At 53.5% G+C, this 18,196-nt stretch carries 20 protein-coding genes; 18 read left to right on the top strand and 2 right to left on the bottom strand.

Translation table 11 applies throughout. From position 1 onward, the window contains the following. The first annotated feature begins 176 nt into the window (after positions 1–176). The 4 genes from QZR18_RS07270 (at position 177) to QZR18_RS07255 (ending at position 3,400) form a co-directional block, all read left to right on the top strand. Positions 177–881: a DsbA family protein gene (locus QZR18_RS07270; protein ID WP_178707283.1), complete on the top strand. Its 705-nt coding sequence runs from the start codon at positions 177–179 to the stop codon at positions 879–881. Then, positions 881–1,903 carry a GNAT family N-acetyltransferase gene (locus QZR18_RS07265; protein WP_178707285.1) on the top strand — a complete coding sequence of 341 codons (1,023 nt, stop codon included), beginning with the start codon at positions 881–883 and terminating at the stop codon, positions 1,901–1,903. The genes QZR18_RS07270 and QZR18_RS07265 overlap by 1 nt, the downstream gene beginning before the upstream one ends. Positions 1,904–1,977: 74 nt before the next feature. Beyond that, on the top strand, positions 1,978–3,075 hold the full coding sequence (locus QZR18_RS07260) for an FAD-dependent oxidoreductase (protein WP_178707287.1): 1,098 nt from the start codon (positions 1,978–1,980) through the stop codon (positions 3,073–3,075). 22 nt (positions 3,076–3,097) lie between these two features. After that, complete coding sequence (locus QZR18_RS07255) at positions 3,098–3,400, top strand: DNA primase (RefSeq protein ID WP_178707289.1); 303 nt, start codon at positions 3,098–3,100, stop codon at positions 3,398–3,400. A gap of 69 nt (positions 3,401–3,469) precedes the next feature. On the opposite strand, the gene QZR18_RS07250 is transcribed toward QZR18_RS07255, so the two are convergent. Next, the gene (locus tag QZR18_RS07250; protein WP_178707291.1) at positions 3,470–4,387 is read right to left on the bottom strand and encodes an aldo/keto reductase; all 918 of its coding nucleotides are present in this window, start codon (positions 4,385–4,387) and stop codon (positions 3,470–3,472) included. Positions 4,388–4,474: 87 nt separating this feature from the next. Here QZR18_RS07250 and QZR18_RS07245 point away from each other — a divergent pair, with 87 nt between their 5' ends. Both QZR18_RS07245 and QZR18_RS07240 read left to right on the top strand, forming a co-directional pair. Further along, positions 4,475–5,332: an undecaprenyl-diphosphate phosphatase gene (locus QZR18_RS07245; protein WP_178707293.1), complete on the top strand. Its 858-nt coding sequence runs from the start codon at positions 4,475–4,477 to the stop codon at positions 5,330–5,332. A 26-nt stretch (positions 5,333–5,358) separates the two neighbouring features. Beyond that, a complete protein-coding gene (locus tag QZR18_RS07240) occupies positions 5,359–6,042 on the top strand; it encodes an HAD family phosphatase (RefSeq protein WP_178707295.1) in 684 nt (227 codons plus the stop codon). On the opposite strand, the gene QZR18_RS07235 is transcribed toward QZR18_RS07240, so the two are convergent. Beyond that, the gene (locus QZR18_RS07235; RefSeq protein WP_178707297.1) at positions 6,036–6,881 is read right to left on the bottom strand and encodes a PD-(D/E)XK nuclease family protein; all 846 of its coding nucleotides are present in this window, start codon (positions 6,879–6,881) and stop codon (positions 6,036–6,038) included. The genes QZR18_RS07240 and QZR18_RS07235 overlap by 7 nt on opposite strands. Before the next feature lie 81 nt (positions 6,882–6,962). Here QZR18_RS07235 and QZR18_RS07230 point away from each other — a divergent pair, with 81 nt between their 5' ends. From QZR18_RS07230 to nusB, 12 genes are read left to right on the top strand one after another with little or no spacing between them, the layout of a single operon-like run. Continuing rightward, positions 6,963–7,997: a tRNA (adenine-N1)-methyltransferase gene (locus tag QZR18_RS07230; protein ID WP_178707299.1), complete on the top strand. Its 1,035-nt coding sequence runs from the start codon at positions 6,963–6,965 to the stop codon at positions 7,995–7,997. After that, complete coding sequence (gene arc, locus QZR18_RS07225) at positions 7,984–9,498, top strand: proteasome ATPase (RefSeq protein WP_178707301.1); 1,515 nt, start codon at positions 7,984–7,986, stop codon at positions 9,496–9,498. Before QZR18_RS07230 ends, arc begins: the two co-directional genes overlap by 14 nt. After that, positions 9,495–11,057: a depupylase/deamidase Dop gene (gene dop / locus QZR18_RS07220; protein WP_178707302.1), complete on the top strand. Its 1,563-nt coding sequence runs from the start codon at positions 9,495–9,497 to the stop codon at positions 11,055–11,057. The genes arc and dop overlap by 4 nt, the downstream gene beginning before the upstream one ends. 2 nt (positions 11,058–11,059) lie before the next feature. Beyond that, positions 11,060–11,245 (top strand): ubiquitin-like protein Pup, encoded by a 186-nt coding sequence (locus QZR18_RS07215; protein WP_178707304.1) that lies wholly within the window; start codon positions 11,060–11,062, stop codon positions 11,243–11,245. A 1-nt stretch (position 11,246) separates the two neighbouring features. After that, complete coding sequence (locus QZR18_RS07210) at positions 11,247–12,647, top strand: proteasome accessory factor PafA2 family protein (protein WP_178707306.1); 1,401 nt, start codon at positions 11,247–11,249, stop codon at positions 12,645–12,647. Next, on the top strand, positions 12,644–13,654 hold the full coding sequence (locus tag QZR18_RS07205) for an FKBP-type peptidyl-prolyl cis-trans isomerase (protein WP_178707307.1): 1,011 nt from the start codon (positions 12,644–12,646) through the stop codon (positions 13,652–13,654). The genes QZR18_RS07210 and QZR18_RS07205 overlap by 4 nt, the downstream gene beginning before the upstream one ends. A gap of 47 nt (positions 13,655–13,701) precedes the next feature. Continuing rightward, complete coding sequence (aroC, locus tag QZR18_RS07200) at positions 13,702–14,922, top strand: chorismate synthase (protein ID WP_178707309.1); 1,221 nt, start codon at positions 13,702–13,704, stop codon at positions 14,920–14,922. Further along, positions 14,919–15,449, top strand: a complete 531-nt coding sequence (locus tag QZR18_RS07195) for a shikimate kinase (RefSeq protein WP_178707311.1) — start codon at positions 14,919–14,921, stop codon at positions 15,447–15,449. Before aroC ends, QZR18_RS07195 begins: the two co-directional genes overlap by 4 nt. Beyond that, positions 15,427–16,500 carry a 3-dehydroquinate synthase gene (aroB, locus tag QZR18_RS07190; RefSeq protein ID WP_295910808.1) on the top strand — a complete coding sequence of 358 codons (1,074 nt, stop codon included), beginning with the start codon at positions 15,427–15,429 and terminating at the stop codon, positions 16,498–16,500. The genes QZR18_RS07195 and aroB overlap by 23 nt, the downstream gene beginning before the upstream one ends. After that, complete coding sequence (locus tag QZR18_RS07185) at positions 16,497–17,033, top strand: shikimate kinase (RefSeq protein WP_295910806.1); 537 nt, start codon at positions 16,497–16,499, stop codon at positions 17,031–17,033. The genes aroB and QZR18_RS07185 overlap by 4 nt, the downstream gene beginning before the upstream one ends. Positions 17,034–17,060: 27 nt before the next feature. Further along, positions 17,061–17,624 (top strand): elongation factor P, encoded by a 564-nt coding sequence (gene efp / locus QZR18_RS07180; RefSeq protein WP_178707317.1) that lies wholly within the window; start codon positions 17,061–17,063, stop codon positions 17,622–17,624. A 2-nt stretch (positions 17,625–17,626) separates the two neighbouring features. Beyond that, entirely contained in the window at positions 17,627–18,175 is a 549-nt protein-coding gene (gene nusB / locus QZR18_RS07175) for a transcription antitermination factor NusB (protein ID WP_295910805.1), read from the top strand. Positions 18,176–18,196 lie beyond the last annotated feature (21 nt).

Here is an 18,196-nt window from a genome sequence, read left to right as displayed (position 1 = left end):
CGCGCTAGCTTGAGGTGCTAGTCCTCGTATTAGAGGGTGGGGGTTCAAGTCCCCCTCCGCGCACACTCCCCGGGGATCTTCGGATCCCCGGGATTTTTCTTTGCACTGGTAACTCCTCAATACGCAACGTAACCTGTGCATAGGCGAATGTGCCCTTATCCCCGAGGAGAGACTTCATGCATGTTGACGTATGGGCAGACTTTGCGTGCCCTTGGTGTTACCTCGGTATCCATCATCTGCGTGATGCTCTCACGCGTTTCGAACATCGCGACCAGATTGAGGTTCGTTTCCACTCGTATCTGCTCGATCCTGAGCAGTCCAGTGTCCTTGAAATGTCCCAGGCAGATTTCTTGCTTCACACGCATCCAGGGATGAGCGAAGAGGAAGCTGCTGATGCCCTCGTTCATGTCGCTGACGTCGCTCGTGCCGATGGGATTTCGTTAGATTTTGATTCCTTGGTCGTTGCGCCGACGTCGTTTGCACATAAAGCAATGTCGGCTGCGCGGGAAATGGACGAAAAATCCGGAGTGACAAACGGGGCAGGAACCTATCAGTTTGCATATGCCGAAGCCTTATTCCGTGCTCGTTTTGAGATCGGTTTGAATCTAGCGGACCCAGATGTGCTGATTGGCTGTGCGCAGGATGTTCGGATCCCCGAAATGCTGGTCGTTGACGCTCTGAGTGACCCCGTCGCCTCGTCGGAAGTCTTCTCGGATTATCAGATCGCGGTACAGATGGGAATTGACACTATCCCGACGTATCTCTTCGACCGGAGTTTTGTTGTTCAGGGAATGCACGAAACCGAAGCGATGGGGCGAATTCTGGAAACTGCGTGGGAACAGGTCCACTCGAATGTATCAACACAGGAGGAAACACACTGATGGAACTCTTTGATGTTCACGGTGAAAATATTGTTTTAGTCCCGCTGTCTGCCAGCGATGCGGTGGATCTTACTGATGCATTACAGGATCCAATCTTTCACGAAACAACCTCGATTCCCTATCCCTACACTCTGTCAATGGCTGAAGAGAATCTTGCAAAGGTTCCCTCGAAGTGGGAGCAGGGGAGTGCGGATTGGGCGATCCGCAGTGCCCATGATGGACGTTTCCTTGGGCGTTTCGAGCTCATCCGTAATACTCATTTTTCTGACCGTTATGAAGTCTCGTACTTTGTCTGCCATGACGAGTGGGGCCAGGGGATAGCAACAGAGGCTGTGTCCCTTGCTCTCGATACAGCATTTGAGAGAATGGGTGCTTCTCGCGTTGAATGGGCGGCGTACGTAGGAAATTGGGGATCTTGGAAGGCTGCGTGGAAGAACGGTTTCCGCAAGGAAGGCGTTGCGCGCCTTCCCGGATACGAGGCCTGGGTAGGAGGCATTCTTGCCACGGACCCGCGCACACCTGCAAGTCCGTGGGATGGACCGAGCGCCGGCGCCCCCGAAATCTTGGATTCATCGCGCCCGCAAGCTCTTGTCCAGCAGTTTCATACAACGTACTTCATGCCCGACCGTATTCGAGATCATCAAGAGCCAACTCTTGACTATGAGCGTCTCCACATGCGCGTGAGCTTGATCCGTGAAGAGTTCGCTGAGTTGCTCGGGGCCTTGTATGGAAAGGAAGCGCGCGCAATCGTTGAAGAAGCGACACAACGTGCGAGGGAAGCAGATGATGGAACGCGGGACATCATCGAAACAGCTGATGCTTTAGGCGATCTGGTCTACGTCATCTATGGCATGGCGTTGGAATCTGGAATCGATTTGAATCGTGTCCTTGCAGAAATTCAGGCGTCTAATCTGTCGAAGCTCATGCCCGATGGCAGTGTGAAACTCCGTGAGGACGGCAAAGTATTGAAGGGGCCAAACTTCTTCACACCGAATATTGCTCGAGCCCTTGGTCAGGAATAACACACTTTTTGCACTCGTTGCTCTCTAGGTTTTCAGGGACAATGGGTGGTAACGAACGAGAGAAGGAGAGCACTGTGGCCCGAGTCGTCGTTGTTGGAGGCGGGTATGGTGGTGTCACCGTCGCCAAGGGACTTGATCCTCTTGCCGAAGTTATTCTGGTCGAGCAAAAAGACCAGTTTGTTCACCATGCTGCGGCTCTACGTGCCGCAGTTGATGAGGCTTGGCAGCATTCAATTTTCATGCCCTATTCGAATCTTCTGACTAATGGGCGGGTCGTTCATGGAACGGTTTCTCAGGTTGAAGGGACTCGCGTTCATATCTTCGGTCAGGACCCGATCGATGCTGACTACGTTGTTCTGGCAACCGGTTCAACCTATCCATTCCCAGCAAAGTACTCGGCTTCGCGTTCTGATGTTGCAAAGGCGCGCCTCAAGCAATTGCATTCCTACCTTCATGGTGCCCGCTCCGTTCTTTTGGTTGGCGCCGGAACTGTTGGCATTGAATTCGCAGGGGAATTGCGCAACGCCTTCCCGGACCTGGAAATTACCTTGGTTGAGAAGGAACCTGAGCTCCTTCCGACTCAGGGCTTTGCTGATGAACTGCGCGATCAGGTTCGCGAGCAATTGAAGGAGTTGAATATCCGTCTCATTGAGGGCTCGGAGCTTGCCTACCTTCCGCCATTCAATGTTGGTGAGCTTGGTCGTTTTGTTGTTGAGACAAAGGACGGTCATCGTATCGAAGCCGATATGTGGTTCCAGTGCTATGGCGCTCGTCCGAATACCGGTTATGTCGCCGGTACCGAGCTTCAGTCTGCAGTTCGTCCAGATGGTGCTCTCAAGGTGGAACCGACACTTCAAGTCGTTGGTCAAACCAATATCTACGCGATCGGCGACGTGACGGATGTTCGCGAATCAAAGCGTGCTGATGCCGCTCGAGCACAGGCGCGCATCGTAATCTCGAATATTTCTTCACAACTGTCTGGCAAAGAGCCGCAGGCGACCTACAACCCCAGTGACGAATGGGTGATCTTGCCCTTGGGGCCTGAGCATGGTGCCTCTCAACTTCTTGATTCTCAGGGTAATTCGCGCATTTTAGGTCCAGACCAAACGGCGGAGATTAAGGGCGCAGATCTGATGGTTTCTGTCATTAGGTCCCAGCTGAACTTGCCGTAGACATCGTGTAGGATGTGTGACTATGACCACGAAACCTCGTCTTGTCCTCGATCAGTTGATTGCCGCTTTTGAAAATCACTACGAGGTGGCTTCCTCCGATCAGGTCGATGAACAGGCGCTCATTGATGCCGAAGAAGCTCTCCGTGATGCCTTCTTCACCTACGATGACGTGCTTTTCACGCAGTTCGAAGTCGAGCTTCCTTTCGACCTCATCGTTTCTGATGAGGAGGACGAAGACTTTGACGACGACGATGAAGATGATGAAGAAGTCGATCAAGATGACGATGAATTCATCGATCTTGATGAGGACGAGGACGAAGACTAGTCGCTTCAGTTGTCTTTAAGGTGTGCGGGCAGTACCAACTGCCCGCACACCTTTATTTAACGCCCGCTCCTATTTAGCGCTCACTTCGCTTAATACCTGCCGAATCGGTAAGGGAAGCTCAATGCGCCCATTGAGGATCTGCTCGAGTTGTACGAGGTTTCGTGGCCCGATAATTGCGCTCGTCACTCCCGGCGTACCTTCCACCCACGCTAAAGCAACGTCAGTGATTGAACATTCCAGCCCATGTGCTGCCTGTGATAAAGCTTCGACAATCGGAAGACTGCTCTCCAGGTATGGCGCAACGCTTGAACGCAGATGGGCAGATGCGGCTCGTGAATCAGGTGGTGTCGCGTGACGATATTTTCCTGTCAGTACACCCCCCGCAAGCGGTGAATGAGCGAGGAACCCAAATCCGTTGTACCGAGCACGGTCGAGCAGGGGAGAAGAGCATAGGAGTGAGTATTCTTCTTCGACGGCGGCCAGAGGAACTTGATCTGAGTGTGCCCACATGAGTGCGCAATCCCAGGTATCGCGGTGACTGAGCCCGAGGTAGTGAGCGCGTCCGCTGGAATAGGCCCATTCGAGTGCCGACAAAGTTTCCTCGAGCGGAATTCCTGTCGGGGACGGAGTTGCTAACCAGAGGTCAACGAAATCTGTTTCGAGAATCGCGAGTGTTGTATCTAGGCAGCGGAGCATATCTCCACGAGAAGCAGAGAGCTCATTGGCTCCTTTAGAGAAACGCATTGCACCACGCAAAGCAATCGTCACTCGGTGTCTACCAACGGCGCGTAAGGCCTCGGCAAGAACGCTGAGCGCGCGCCCGGAACCGTGGAGAGGACTCACTTCTACAAGAGTCCCTCCAGCTTCAACGAAGGATTTGAGCATTGCACAGGCTTGATCTTCATCTGTGTCGCGTCCCCAAGTCAGTGTTCCCAAACCCAGACTGGACACAGAAAGCCCGCGTGTTCCACATTGGCGAATCTCCATAAGCTAAGCCTAGAACGCGTGGGCTATGACGGCATACACATGCCCATCTTTGGCTTGCGTGAGGCCAAGCACCGTAGAGTTGGGGATATGAACTGGCTTGATGCAATCATTCTTGGACTTGTTCAGGGTCTGACGGAGTTCCTTCCCGTTTCCTCATCCGCGCATATTCGCATTGTCGGTGAGCTTACGGGCTCAACCGATCCGGGTGCTGCTTTCACCGCAATCACGCAAATCGGTACGGAGCTTGCGGTTGTTATCGTCTTCTGGAAGGACATTGTCCGAATCCTGAGTGCATGGTTCCGATCTTTGCCGTTGGGCGCAAAGGAAAATCGAGTGCCCTCAAGTGATCCTGATGCGCGAATGGGATGGATGATCATCGTCGGTTCGCTTCCGATTTGTATTCTGGGTCTTCTTTTCCAGAATGCGATCGATACGGGCCTGCGTAACCTGTGGATTACTTCAGCAATGCTGATTGTTTTCGGCCTACTTTTGGGCTTTGTTGATCGCTATGCACCTCAAGAGCGTGACCTGAAATCGATGACATGGAAGGACGCCCTTCTGTACGGCCTCGCGCAGGCAATGGCGCTCATCCCAGGTGTTTCTCGTTCGGGTGGAACAATTACAATGGGTCGTTTCTTGGGCTACACCCGTGAAGCCGCCGCCCGCTACTCCTTCCTTCTGGCAATGCCGGCCGTGTGGGCTTCAGGGCTCTACAAGGTTGCAAAGGTCTTGACCGGTAGTGAGACCATTGCTGTTGGCCCGACAATCGTGGCAACAATCATTGCCTTCGTGGTCGGCGTCGTTGTGATCTTGTGGTTCCTGAAGATTATTTCCACTCAGTCCTATGCGCCCTTTGTTTGGTACCGAATCGCAATTGGTATTCTTGTAGCTCTTGGTCTGTTAAGCGGTCTGCTTTCTCCCTTGGGAACAACGCCTGCTGCGTGAATCTTGTGTGAAGGACGTACGGAAGTATGACTCTGCCTGAGGCAATCCTCTTCGATATGGATGGCACCATCGTTGATACCGAGCCCCTGTGGGAAGGGGCGGAAGGACAGGTGCTCGCCGAGATGGGGACACAAATGACCCCGCAGATGCGCCAAAGGATGTTGGGGTCTACTTTGCCGCGGATGGTGGAAATTCTGCGTTCATTTGCTCGTCATCCTCTTGACGAGGCTGTGGTTGCCGATCGTGTTGAACAGGGAGTGATCGATCGCCTCGACGCTGGATTGCCCTGGAAAGACGGGCTTGTTGAACTCCTAGGTTGGTGCCATGAGCGCTCAATTCCGACAGCGGTCGTTACAGCGACGCGACGGCGAGTGGCATCCAGGGTCCTTGAGCATGTACCTGCGACACCCGGTTTTACGAATGCAATTTACGGTGATGATGTCTCGGAAGGAAAACCCTCACCAGAGGGCTACCTTAAGGCAGCTGAGCTTCTTAGAGTTGATATCCGTCGCTGCATGATTGTCGAGGATTCTCCAGTTGGTCTTGAAGCCGCTTGCGCCAGCGGCGGAGTAGCCGTCGCGATCAAGGGTGCGGCACCTGAAGAGTTCGCCGCTGATTTTCCCTATATTCGCGAGCTTAGTGACCTTAGTGAAAGTGTTATTGAGTCGATTATGGAAGGGCAGCGACCGAACTTCGTTCGCGCTTACTGATCTGATCGCTGCGGGCCCATTGCCAGCAAACGTTCCAGGCCACTGGTTGGGATCTCGGGTGTTGTCCCGTCAAAGAGGGGACACATCGCGCGCACTCCACACCAGTTGCATAGAGGGTTGCGTCGAGGAGCGAAATAGCCCTGCAGTGCGTCCCTTCTCATCGATTCCCAAGTCCGGCTCAGTTCTTCGCTGAAGCGGGAAATATCAGCGGAATCAGGATCAAATGTCAGCACCTTCTGAGAAGCAAGATAAACCAGCTGTGTACGCTTTGGCAGACGCTTTGTGAGGGAAAGCAAGAGCGCGTAAAAACGCATTTGAAACAGTGCTTCCTCTTGAAAACGCGGGGAAGGAGCTTTTCCGGTCTTGTAGTCGATCACCCTCAAAGCTCCGTTGGGTGCTTGGTCGATGCGGTCAATGTAACCAAGGAGGTTAACTCCTTGCGAAGTCGTTGCCTCGACAAGAGCTTCGGTAGACAGCGGCTCAAGTGCTTGGGGGTCTTCGATCGCAAAATAATTACTGATCATCGAGTACATTCGCTCGTGCCAGCGTTCGAAGTCTGCATGGTCTGTAAATAAATTCATGACACTCGGGTCAGCTGCACGAGTCTTTTCCCATTCTTTACGTAAAAGCTCTTGAGCGAGTGTCTCATTGCGTTCTTCCCTAGGGAGGGCATAGAGGTTTTCTAAGGTGCTGTGAACTGTTGTCCCAAGAAGTGTTGCTTGCGTCGGCGGTTCTTTAACGCGGTCGACAACATGCAGGCGAAACTGCAGCGGGCAGCGTTGGTACTCTTTGGTGCGGCTTGCCGAAAGTGCAGGCCGGCTTGGGAGTGAATTCCTCATGCATCTACCGTAACCAGTTCCACCTTTTCACGCGGAGTTTAAACAGGCAGTTCTTCCATACACCGCGGTAGTGTAGAGGCGATGAGCACACATGAACATGAAGCCCAGGGCCTTGGCCAGGAACGTCACCGTGGTCCTCTCCGAGAAGGAGAGCGCGTCCAAATTCGCGACCCAAAGGGCCGCTTGCACACCGTTATCTTGGTTTCTGGTGGTCGTTTTCAGTCCAATCGTGGCTTTATCGATCACGATGATCTAATCGGTCGCCCTGATGGCCAGGTCCTCACTACTGAAGAGGGTCGTCAGTTCCAAATTCTGCGCCCGCTTCAAGTTGACTATGTCATGTCAATGCCCAGGGGCGCTGCGGTTGTTTACCCGAAAGATGCAGGGACGATTGTTCACTACGCGGATATTTTCCCTGGCGCGGTAGTTGTCGAGGCCGGTGCTGGGTCGGGTGCTCTATCGATGGCTCTTTTGAACGCAGTGGGGGAGCGCGGCACATTGATTTCTGTCGAAAGACGCGAAGAATTCGCACAGATTGCGCGTGATAACGTTGAGCTGTGGTTCGGCGCTCCGCATCCAGCGTGGGATCTTCGGGTCAATGATCTGGCTGATGAACTCAATGCCATGCCTGAATCGAGTGTTGATCGCGTAGTCCTCGATATGCTCGCTCCCTGGGAGAACTTGGATGCGGTTGCACATGCACTTGTTCCCGGCGGTGTTCTGTGCTGTTATATTGCGACCGTCACTCAGATGTCCCGATTGATCGAAGATCTTCGTTCCTCTCAGAACTTTACCGATCCCGTCGCCTGGGAGACACTGTCGCGTGAATGGCACGTCAATGGTTTGGCTGTTCGACCCGAGCATCGAATGGTTGCCCATACTGGATTCTTGATGATTGCCAGACGTCTTGCTCCGCAGACCACTCCTCAGGAACGCTCAACTCGTCCAGCCAAAGCGGCTGAAGGCCTCGAAGGAGCGTGGAATAGTGAAGATGAGTGGAGCGAGCAGAAAGTCGGCCTTCGCGTGAGCTCGGAGAAGAAAATCCGTAAGGTGAAAAGGGACCTCGACGCTAAAGCGCGGGCGTGGGTAGAAGGGCGTAGTGATGACCAACAGTGACGCTGCACTCTCAATTCTTGAGCAGAAGAATGCCCATCTGAGCGCCGCTCTCACTCAGGCGCGTCAAGAACTTCTCCGCCTGAGGGAACAACTCAAGCATGTGAATCAACCGCCGCTGACCCTAGGGATTTTGCATCGCGCGCAGCCGTCTTCGCGTGTTCTTGAAGTCTATGTGTCAGGTCGTCTCATGCGCCTTGCGGCAGATACTTCCCTTGACATCACATCAATCTCGCCGGGGCAACAGGTTCTTATTGACGACAAGATGATTGTTGTCGGGATCGGCGAGTATTCGCGAACCGGTGAGCTCGCACAGGTTGCGGAACTTATCGGAGTCGATCGTGCCGTTGTCTCTGCCGAGGCTGGAAGCCATCGCATTGTTGAACTTGCCGGTCCGCTACGCCACGGTACTCTTCGCCCCGGGGAGAGCGTCTTGGTCGACCCTCGTACCTCCTTTGCCTATGAACGTATTATTCGCCAGGACGTCGAGCAGCTTCTCACTCCTGAAATTCCAGATGTGACTTTCGATGACATTGGTGGGCTAGACACTCAGATTGAGACAATTCGACAGGCGATTGAACTTCCCCTACGTCACCCCGAGTTATATCGGCAATACGGTTTGCGGCCGACAAAGGGAATTTTGCTATATGGGCCTCCAGGTTCAGGTAAGACGCTGATCGCCCAAGCGCTAGCACGATCGTTGCGCGATTTTAGCTCTTCAGGTGAAGGTTATTTCCTCTCAATTAAAGGCCCCGAACTTCTCACGAAGTTCGTTGGTGAGACAGAACGACAGATCCGTGCAATTTTCGCTCGGGCTCGCGCATTGGCTTCATCGAAGGTCCCAGTCGTAATCTTTTTCGATGAGATGGAAGCTCTTTTCAGAACACGCGGTACAGGAATTTCTTCCGATGTCGAAACGATGGTGGTTCCTCAGCTGCTCGCTGAAATGGACGGTGTCGAAAGTCTTGACAACGTAGTGATTGTTGGTGCCTCAAACCGTGCTGACATGATCGATCCAGCTGTCCTTCGCCCCGGAAGGCTTGATGTCCGTATCCGCATTGAACGCCCAGATGAACGTGCAGCGAAGGATATTTTCAGAAAGCATCTTGACCGCTCTGTACCTCTTGCACAAAGCGGTCAGCAGATGAGCCATGAAGAGATGATCGATCGGGCAGTTGCCAGCCTTTATCGGCGTGATGACAATTCGGCTTTGCTGTCTGCGCGCAGTCATTCCGGTCAGGAACGTATCATCTACCTTGCCGATATTGTTTCGGGTGCCATGATTGCAGGAATTGTGGAGCGAGCGAAGAAATACGCGATCCTTGATGCAATCGAGAACGGTACGCAGGGGATGGCGCTCGACCACGTCATGCGCGGCCTCGGCGATGAAATTCGCGAATCAATGGAACTGGCAACCCGACAGGCTCCAGTGGATTGGGCGCGTACGATCGGTCTGGATCAAGATATCGCTGATATCCATCCCTTGAAGGAGAACCAGCAATGAGCTCTCATATGGTGATGAGTACCGAGACTGAATTCGGTATTTATACTCCCGAGAATCCTGGAGCTGATCCTGTCGACCTATCCTGCCGGATAGTTGATGCTTACTCGGCTCTCTCGCGCAGCGGTACACCTACGGAGGGTAGCCAGCCCGTTCGCTGGGACTATACGGCTGAAGATCCTTTGAATGACCTGCGTGGTATGAGACTTTCTCGTGCAGCTGCAGACCCTTCGATGCTGACCGATGACCCCTACCACCTTGCTCCTTCAGGTGGAAGTGAAAGGCTTCCCTTGCCTCGGCAGTCAAGCGGATATTTGCCTGCAGCGGTGTCATCTGTGCTGACAAACGGTGCGCGGCTCTACGTTGATCACGCTCACCCAGAGTATTCTGCGCCTGAAACGCTCAGCGCACGCGATGCTGCACTGTGGGATCGCGCCGGCGAAGTCATTGCCCGGCGAATGATGTCAGCAGCTCGTGAGCGCGGAGACGAGATCGTGTTGGTGAAGAACAACACGGATGGTAAGGGCGCGGCTTACGGAACGCACGAGAACTATCAGATCAGCCGTCGCATTGATCTTGACGATCTCATCCGAGGCCTCACTCCGTTCTTCGTCACCCGTCCGGTTATTTGTGGCGCAGGACGCGTCGGAATCGGTCAGCGCAGTGAATTTGCTGGTTTTCAGATCTCGCAGCGAGCTGACTTTGTTGAAAATGAAGTTGGCTTAGAGACTACCTTTAATCGACCGATTATCAATACTCGCGACGAAGCTCATGCGAACCCAGCCCACTTCCGCCGCCTTCACGTGATCGGCGGAGACGCCAACCAATTCGATTCCTCGCTCTATCTCCGCCTGGGAACAACCGGCTTAGTGCTCAAAGCAATTGAGGCTGGCCTCGGGATGGAATGGGATGCTCTTGCGATGGATGATCCAGTACAAGAGACTTGGAATATCAGCCACGATCCGACGCTAACTTACAAGGCTGGGCTTGCCGGAGGTGCGCGAAGCGCCCTTGACATTCAAAAGATTTATGTCGATTTGGTCTGCGAGACATTCACCCGCGTAGGTATTGAACTGAGTGCAGACGAAGAGCTCATCCTGAAGTACTGGGATGATGTCCTCACTCGCATGTCTGAGGAGCTATTTAGCGTTGCCACCGAGGTTGAATGGGTTGGGAAGTATCAGCTTCTTGACCGTCAACGTCAGCGCCTTTCAACAACGTGGGATGATCCTAAACTTGCTGCGATGGATCTGCAGTGGGCGGATTTGCGCCTAGATCGTTCGCTGGTGGCTGCACTTGATCGAGCTGGGCGTGTTAAGCGGATGTTCACTCCTGAGGAAGTTGAGCATGCTGCAGACTGGGCTCCTGAAAATACTCGTGCGTACCTGCGCGGATTTGCAGTACGCAACCTTCCAGGGCTGATCGCCGCGTCGTGGACCTCTCTGTGTGAAGCTCAGGGTGATCAGATGATTCGCCGTCCTATTGTTGAGGCTGCCGGTGTTGATCCGTCGGTCCTTTCCGATCTTGAACACGGAACCTTAATCCGTGTAGAACAGGAGTAGATATGAGTCTTTCACAATTGTTCGCTGGTGGCGCTGGTCATGAGGAGGACGACGCAGCGGGTCAGGTTCAAGCTCAGGCTTCGTCCCAAAGTGATTCTCTAGACGAACTTCTTGATCAGATTGATACTGTCCTTGAAACGAATGCCGAGTCTTTCGTCCAGGGCTTCGTCCAAAAGGGAGGACAGTGAGGTGAAGCGACGGGTCATCGGAATCGAAACTGAGTACGGGCTAACCTGCGCAACACGCTCTGGGGCTCGTTCCACTCACGATGCCGATGCTGCTGCGCACCTGCTTTTTGAGCCCTTCGCACAAGGCGGCCGTGCTCCCAACCTGTATCTGCGCAACGGAGGGCGGCTCTATCTTGATGTTGGAGCGCACCCCGAATATGCAACTGCAGAGTGCGACACTCTTCTTGACCTTCTCGCACAGCATCGTTGCGGTGACGAGCTGCTGAATCAGCTCAATGATGCAGCGCGTAGCTCGCTGAGCCGGCTGCCGGATCCCGAAGAAATTTACCTTTTTCGAAATAACGTCGATTCAGAGGGCAATAGTTTTGGTTGCCACGAAAACTATCTTCTGCATCGTCGTCGAGATTTCCGACAAATTGCGGACGGACTGGTCGCCTTCTTTGTCACGCGCCTGATCCTTGTCGGCGCAGGACATCTACGTAGGCAGGGAGCCCAACTTAATTACTGCTTTTCCCAACGAGCGGAACAGATCTGGGAAGCAGTCTCCTCTGCGACAACGCGTACACGGCCGATTATTAACACCCGCGATGAGCCACTGGCTGATGCTGGTCAGTATCGGCGTCTACATGTAATCAGCGGAGACACGAATGTTTGTGAGGCAACCACTTTCCTCAAGGTCGGCATGACCGCTTTGGTTCTCGATGCCGTTGAGGAGGGCATGGACCTTAAAGATCTCGAGCTTACTGACCCGATGATGGCAATTCGTCAGATCAATCATGATCTTTCTGGACAGACCAAGATCGCTATGGTCGGCGGGCCAGATTTAAGTGCTGTCGAGATCCAAGAGCGCATTCTGCAGCGTGTCATCGACGTGTTAAAGATCGATCCCTCGTCGAACTCGCTAGAACCTACAACTCGCGGGATTGTCGATCTGTGGCAACGGGGGATTCATGCGCTCCGCAGCCAAGACTGGTCGGGGATTGATCATGAACTCGATTTCGCAATTAAGTACCGTTTGATCCGCGAGTACCTCAAACGGAAGCAAACTACGCTTGATGATCCCCGTGTTGCACGTCTTTTGCTCTCGTACCATGACATCGGTCCTCAAGGTTTGCGACAGGGCTTGGAACGTGCAGGAGCAATGCGCCGCATGACCACGGATGAACAGGTCAGCAATGCATGCGTGAGCGCTCCTCAGACAACGCGCGCCCACCTTCGCTCGAAGGTGATCAATGCTGCTGAGGAAGCTGGCGTTGAACTTGCTCTCGATTGGGTTCGTGCGTCACGGATTGATGATCCGAATCGCTATGTTCTGATGAATGATCCATTTGCGACATCGTCTTTGGCGGTCGATGAATTTATCACTGGCCTTGGTTCACCACACGAGGTTTTCCCTGCATGAGTGGAAAACACCTTTCTTCGCGGCTCCATCCAGTCGCTCAGGAACACGGAGAAGAAACGGGGCAGGCAAGAAAACCTTTGCGCCGCACAGGCCGTCGGATTCTTATTGCCTTTTCTGTATTGATCCTGATCTGCGCGCTTATTCTTGGATGTATCTGGTTTCTGCGCCCTTCTTCAGAGGAATCCTCGGAGGGGCAGTCGCCTCGTTCGGTATTGAGCGCAGTCGAGGTTTCTGGACGTGTCGGTGCAACGCCGACACTTAAACTGAGCCGGCCCCTTCAAATTGTCAGTACAAAACACCAGATTTTGTCGCAGGGAGAGGGCCGCGCTATTACAGCAGGAACACCGGTCCTACTCTCAGTAACAGTATTTGACTCAACCACGGGTGAGATTCTGTCGCCTAACGGACGCCCGCGTCTCATCGTCGGACGTGCCGACGATGACTCCCTCGGTGCTGATATGGCACACGAAGTCAATGGGCGAGCCGAAGGAAGTCGCCTGCTCGTTGCACGTCCACTTCCCTCGGTCTCCGATAGCACAGCATCTCCCACGCCGACTGCCCGCACAACCAAAGGCGAAATTGTCGTCATTGATATTCTCCCCACTTTGGCCTCGGGGCAGGCATCTGCCCAAGCTAGCGGCTCTGGACCACTTGAAGTGACAATGCGGGATGAGGGCCCCGTCATTAAACACGGGGACCAACTTCCCACGGGCCCGACAACGCAGCCGCTTCTTACGGGGGCCGGTGCTCAGGTACGTTCCGATGACGACATTGTCGTTCAGTACTTTGTCAGTGGGTGGACTGATGGAATCGAGCGGCAATCGACATGGCGTACTGGCGTGCCAGAGCGGGTTCGACTCAGTGAGCTCATGCCTGGTCTTCGCCCACTTCTTATTGATCAGAAAGTTGGTTCTCGGCTCGCGATTACTTTGCCTCCTGATCAGGCGACCGGCGACGATACCTTGTGCATCATCATTGATATTTTGGCAACCACCCCAACCTCATAATGTGGTTGCTTTCGAAGCGCTCGCGCTGGTTATGAGAGACTACAAATATGCTCAGATGGCTTACTGCTGGTGAATCACACGGTCCTGCGTTGGTTGCTACCCTTGAGGGCCTTCCTTCGGGTATCGAGCTTACGACCCAGACTATTCGCGATGCCCTTGCGCGTCGGCGCTTAGGAGCCGGTCGCGGTGCCCGCCAAAAGTTTGAGGCCGACGAGGTCCGGATCCTCGGCGGAGTACGTCATGGTAGGACCACCGGTGCTCCTATTGTCATTGAGATTGCGAATAGCGAGTGGCCTAAGTGGGAAAAGGTCATGTCCGCTGACCCTGTCACGCGTGAAGATCTATTGATCGACGCTGGCAAGGGGGACGAACGTGAGGTTGCGCGTAATAAGCCCCTGACGAAGCCACGCCCGGGTCATGCAGATCTGCCCGGGGTTCTTTCCTACGACCTCGCAGAAATTCGTCCTGTACTTGAGCGGGCAAGTGCGCGAGAAACTGCAGCTCGGGTTGCCCTTGGTGCCTGCGCCGAGGCCTATCTTCGTCAACTCGCTGGAATTCAGCTAGTTTCCCACGTGGTAGCCGTTGGCCCTGTTCAGGGACAGTCGCGCTCCCTTCCACTCCCTGAAGACGAGGCCGCACTGAACGCTTCGCCTATGCGCTGCCTAGATGCTCAGGATGAGGCGCGATTCCTCGAATGCGTTGAGGAAACACGCTCCTTGGGAGATACCGTTGGCGGTGTTGTTGAGGTTGTTGCATGGGGCGTTCCGATCGGTATTGGTACGCATGTCCAGGCGGATCGCCGGCTTGACACTCAATTAGCCGCAGCATTGATGTCGATCCAGTCTGTGAAGGGCGTCGAAATCGGTGATGGCTTTGCGCAGTCGCGCCTTCGCGGTTCACAGGCGCATGACGAGATTGAGCGTGTCCACGGATGCGTTCAACGTAGCTCCAACCATGCCGGTGGTATCGAAGGCGGGACATCCAATGGCCAGCCGATCGTCGTTCGTGCTGCTTTCAAGCCAATCTCAACGGTTCCTCATGCGTTGAAAACGATTGATCTGGCCAATGGAGAGGAAGCTCGAGCACTCCACCAGCGCTCTGATACCTGCCAGGTAGTTCCCGGCGCTGTTATTGCCGAGGCCGAGGTCGCCTTGGTTCTTGCGCGCGCGATAGCTGACCATGCCGGAGGGTACTCCCTTTCAGAGTGCGCGCGTAATCTCTCTGCCTATCTCTCTCGTATTGATGAACGCCTGGGGAATGTGCAGTGACCAGAAAGCAGATCGTTCTTGTCGGCATGCCTGCTAGCGGAAAGAGCAGAGTAGGACGGGAACTTGCCGTGGCTCTGGGGCTTGAACATCGTGATTCAGATGCCATGATCGAGGAATCTACCGGCCGTAAAATTTCGGAGATCTTCTCAACCGATGGTGAGGATTACTTCCGACAGCTCGAAGAAGAAGTTATTCAGCAAGCTCTGGCATATCCGGGGGTTCTCTCCTTAGGTGGGGGAGCGCTCACTCGAAAAGTGACCCGTGAACGCCTGCGCGACCGCTTTGTGGTCTATATCAAGGCAGAGCTCCCTGAATTACTTCGCCGATCGCAGGGTTCGGATCGCCCTCTGCTCGCGGGAGATGCACAAGCGCGTCTCGAGGAGCTGTGGGAAGCACGTAAGGAATATTTTTCGGAGGTTGCCTCGCTAGAGGTTCAAACCAGTTCTGAACCTGTTATTCATGTTGTTGAGCAAATTCTTCGAGAGGTTGGTGAAGACGATGGGCATGACGATTCCAGTCAACGTTGATATTCCCTACGACGTCGTTATCGGAAGGGATCTTTCGAAGGAGGTCCTTCAGCAGGTCTTACGCGAGACTACGACAAAGCTTCTCATTGTGTGTGCACCACACGTGAGTAACTACGCTCGTGAATGTGCCTCTCAGCTTGAAGGCTTAGGTTACGAGGTTTCTACACAGATTCTTCCAGATGGGGAAGAAGCGAAAACCATTGAGGTTATGACTTCCCTGTGGGATTACGCCGGAAGATTGAGACTCGGCCGCGCAGATGCAGTGATTGCCATTGGTGGGGGAGCTACAACAGATGTTGGGGGGTTCCTTGCCGCTTCGTGGCTGCGTGGCATTGATTTCATTGCAGTGCCCACCACCTTGCTTGGGATGGTTGATGCCTCGGTTGGAGGCAAGACCGGTATCAATACCCCCGTGGGTAAGAACCTGGTTGGCGCCTTCCATTCTCCGCGACGCGTTGTTGTCGATCTCGATCGCCTTGAAACTTTGAACCATGATGACTATCGCGCGGGGCTTGGAGAGGTTGTTAAATGCGGTTTTATTTCAGATCCCGAGATTCTCTCGATCGTCGAAAGTAATCCCGAGGCGGTTTTTGATCCGCGTTCTGAGGAGATCACTGAACTCATAGAACGATCCATTGCCGTTAAAGCTCGAGTAGTAGGTGCTGATCTTCATGAGAGCGGTCCCCGTGAATTCTTAAACTATGGGCATACGCTGGCGCATGCGATCGAAAAGATTGAGAACTTCCACTATCGCCACGGTGAGGCAGTGGCTATCGGTTGTGTGTTTGCAGCCCATCTTGCATGGCGTCGAGGGATGCTGAGTGAAGCCGAGGTTCAGCGTCATGTTGAGGATTTCTCTGCCCTTGGTCTTCCAACCTTCTATGGAGGGGCGTCGATCGATGCATTGCTTGAGGTGATGCTTTCGGATAAGAAGGTGCGTGCCGGAGTTTTGCGCTTCGTTCTTCTAGATGGAGTGAACCATCCTGTTACGGTGAAGGTTAGCCCACAGGAAGTTATTGATTGCGCTGTGTCGATGGGAATGCGACAGTGAATGCGCGTGAGCATCCTACTTTGGTTCTTGTTGGGACTTCTGGAAGCGGAAAAACTTGCGTTGCACGGGAAATTGCAAAGAGATGTGGCTTAAGAGTGCAAGAAGATCAAGAACTTCTTGCTTCCTCATATTCGCGATCGTTTGATGAATTAGTTTTGGATGAGCATTTTCCTTTGCAAGAGGCGCTAGAGAACGTTGGATTCCAGCTTTTGTCCAGTGACTGCGATGTTGCTGTATTGTCCCCCTCGCAGGTTAATAGTTCTCGGATTCTTTCGAAGCTTTCGCAGCTGGTTGATGAAGGGACGTCAGTTGTCCTTTTAAAGACTTCCATCGATGAGGCTGCGCGTCGCGTGGGACTCAATGCTCCGCGTTCTGTTGGATTGGGGATGCCAAGAGCGTTATTTGCTGCGATGAGTCGGCAATTGGATCGCACTTATCAAGATCTGGCCACTTTTTCATGTGATACTGGCGAAAATACGGCGCGTGAGGTAGCGGATACCATCATTACGGCGTGTAAGATAGCCACGGTTTAAGCTCACCCGATTTGGGAGGATTTTATAGTGGCAACGACAAATGATCTGAAGAACGGCACCGTCATGGTGATCGACGGCCAGCTCTGGCAGGTTGTTGAGTTCCAGCACGTTAAGCCGGGTAAGGGCCCCGCTTTCGTTCGCACTAAGATCAAGAATGTCCTGTCTGGCAAGATCGTTGACCGCACTTTCAATGCGGGCATGAAGATCGAGACCGCGACGGTTGACCGTCGTGATATGACCTACCTCTACCAAGATGGTACCGACTACGTCTTCATGGATTCCTCTACCTACGAGCAGATCAATGTCCCCGCAGAAGTTGTTGGCGACGCTGCTCATTTCATGGTTGAGAATCAGGATGTGATTGTTTCTCAGCACGATGGTCAGGTCCTCTTCATTGAACTTCCTGCCACGGTGATTTTGACGATTGCACACACCGAACCCGGTTTGCAGGGTGACCGTTCTTCGGCTGGTACGAAGCCTGCCACGCTCGAAACTGGTTACGAGATCCAGGTTCCGCTGTTCATGGAAGAGGGCACCCGCGTGAAGGTTGACATCCGCGATGGTTCCTACTCCGGACGTGTGACTGACTGATAATGTCTCACAAACATCATCAGTTCACTTCTCGTACCAAGGCACGTAAGCGTGCCGCTGATGTCGTCTACGAGGCAGACCAGCGCGGCATGGGTCGTAATGCTAGTGTCTTGCGTGATCTCCTTCGTGAACGCAAGGTCATTACAGCAGCACTGACACCACTGCCGGATTATTCGATTCGTATGATCGAAGGCGTTGCTGACGAGCTCTATCGGATTGATCGTTTGATTGATACTCATGCTCGTACGGGCCTTGATCGTATTCCTGCAGTTGATCGTGCAGTCCTGCGGGTCGCGGTTTGGGAAATGCTGTCTAACTCTGAAGAGGTTCCTCCCGTTATTGCGATCGATGAAGCGATTTCGATTGTTAAGTCGATTTCAACGGAAGAATCCGCAGGTTTTGTGAATGCGATTCTTGATGCAATACGTCAAGATATCGAGTCTCCTTCATGGTCTCGGCGCTCAAGTGAGGTCGACAGTGGTCATGAGTCTGATGAAGAACTCAGTGCTGACGAGCTGACAGAGCTGGATGATCTTCTTAACGAGTACTGAAAATGCGTGAGTGATAAACGG

The organism is uncultured Actinomyces sp. (assembly GCA_900541895.1).
Taxonomy (GTDB): Bacteria; Actinomycetota; Actinomycetes; order Actinomycetales; family Actinomycetaceae; genus Pauljensenia.
Note: the sequence above shows the minus strand (reverse complement) of the source record. Positions and strands in the feature narration are given on the sequence as shown.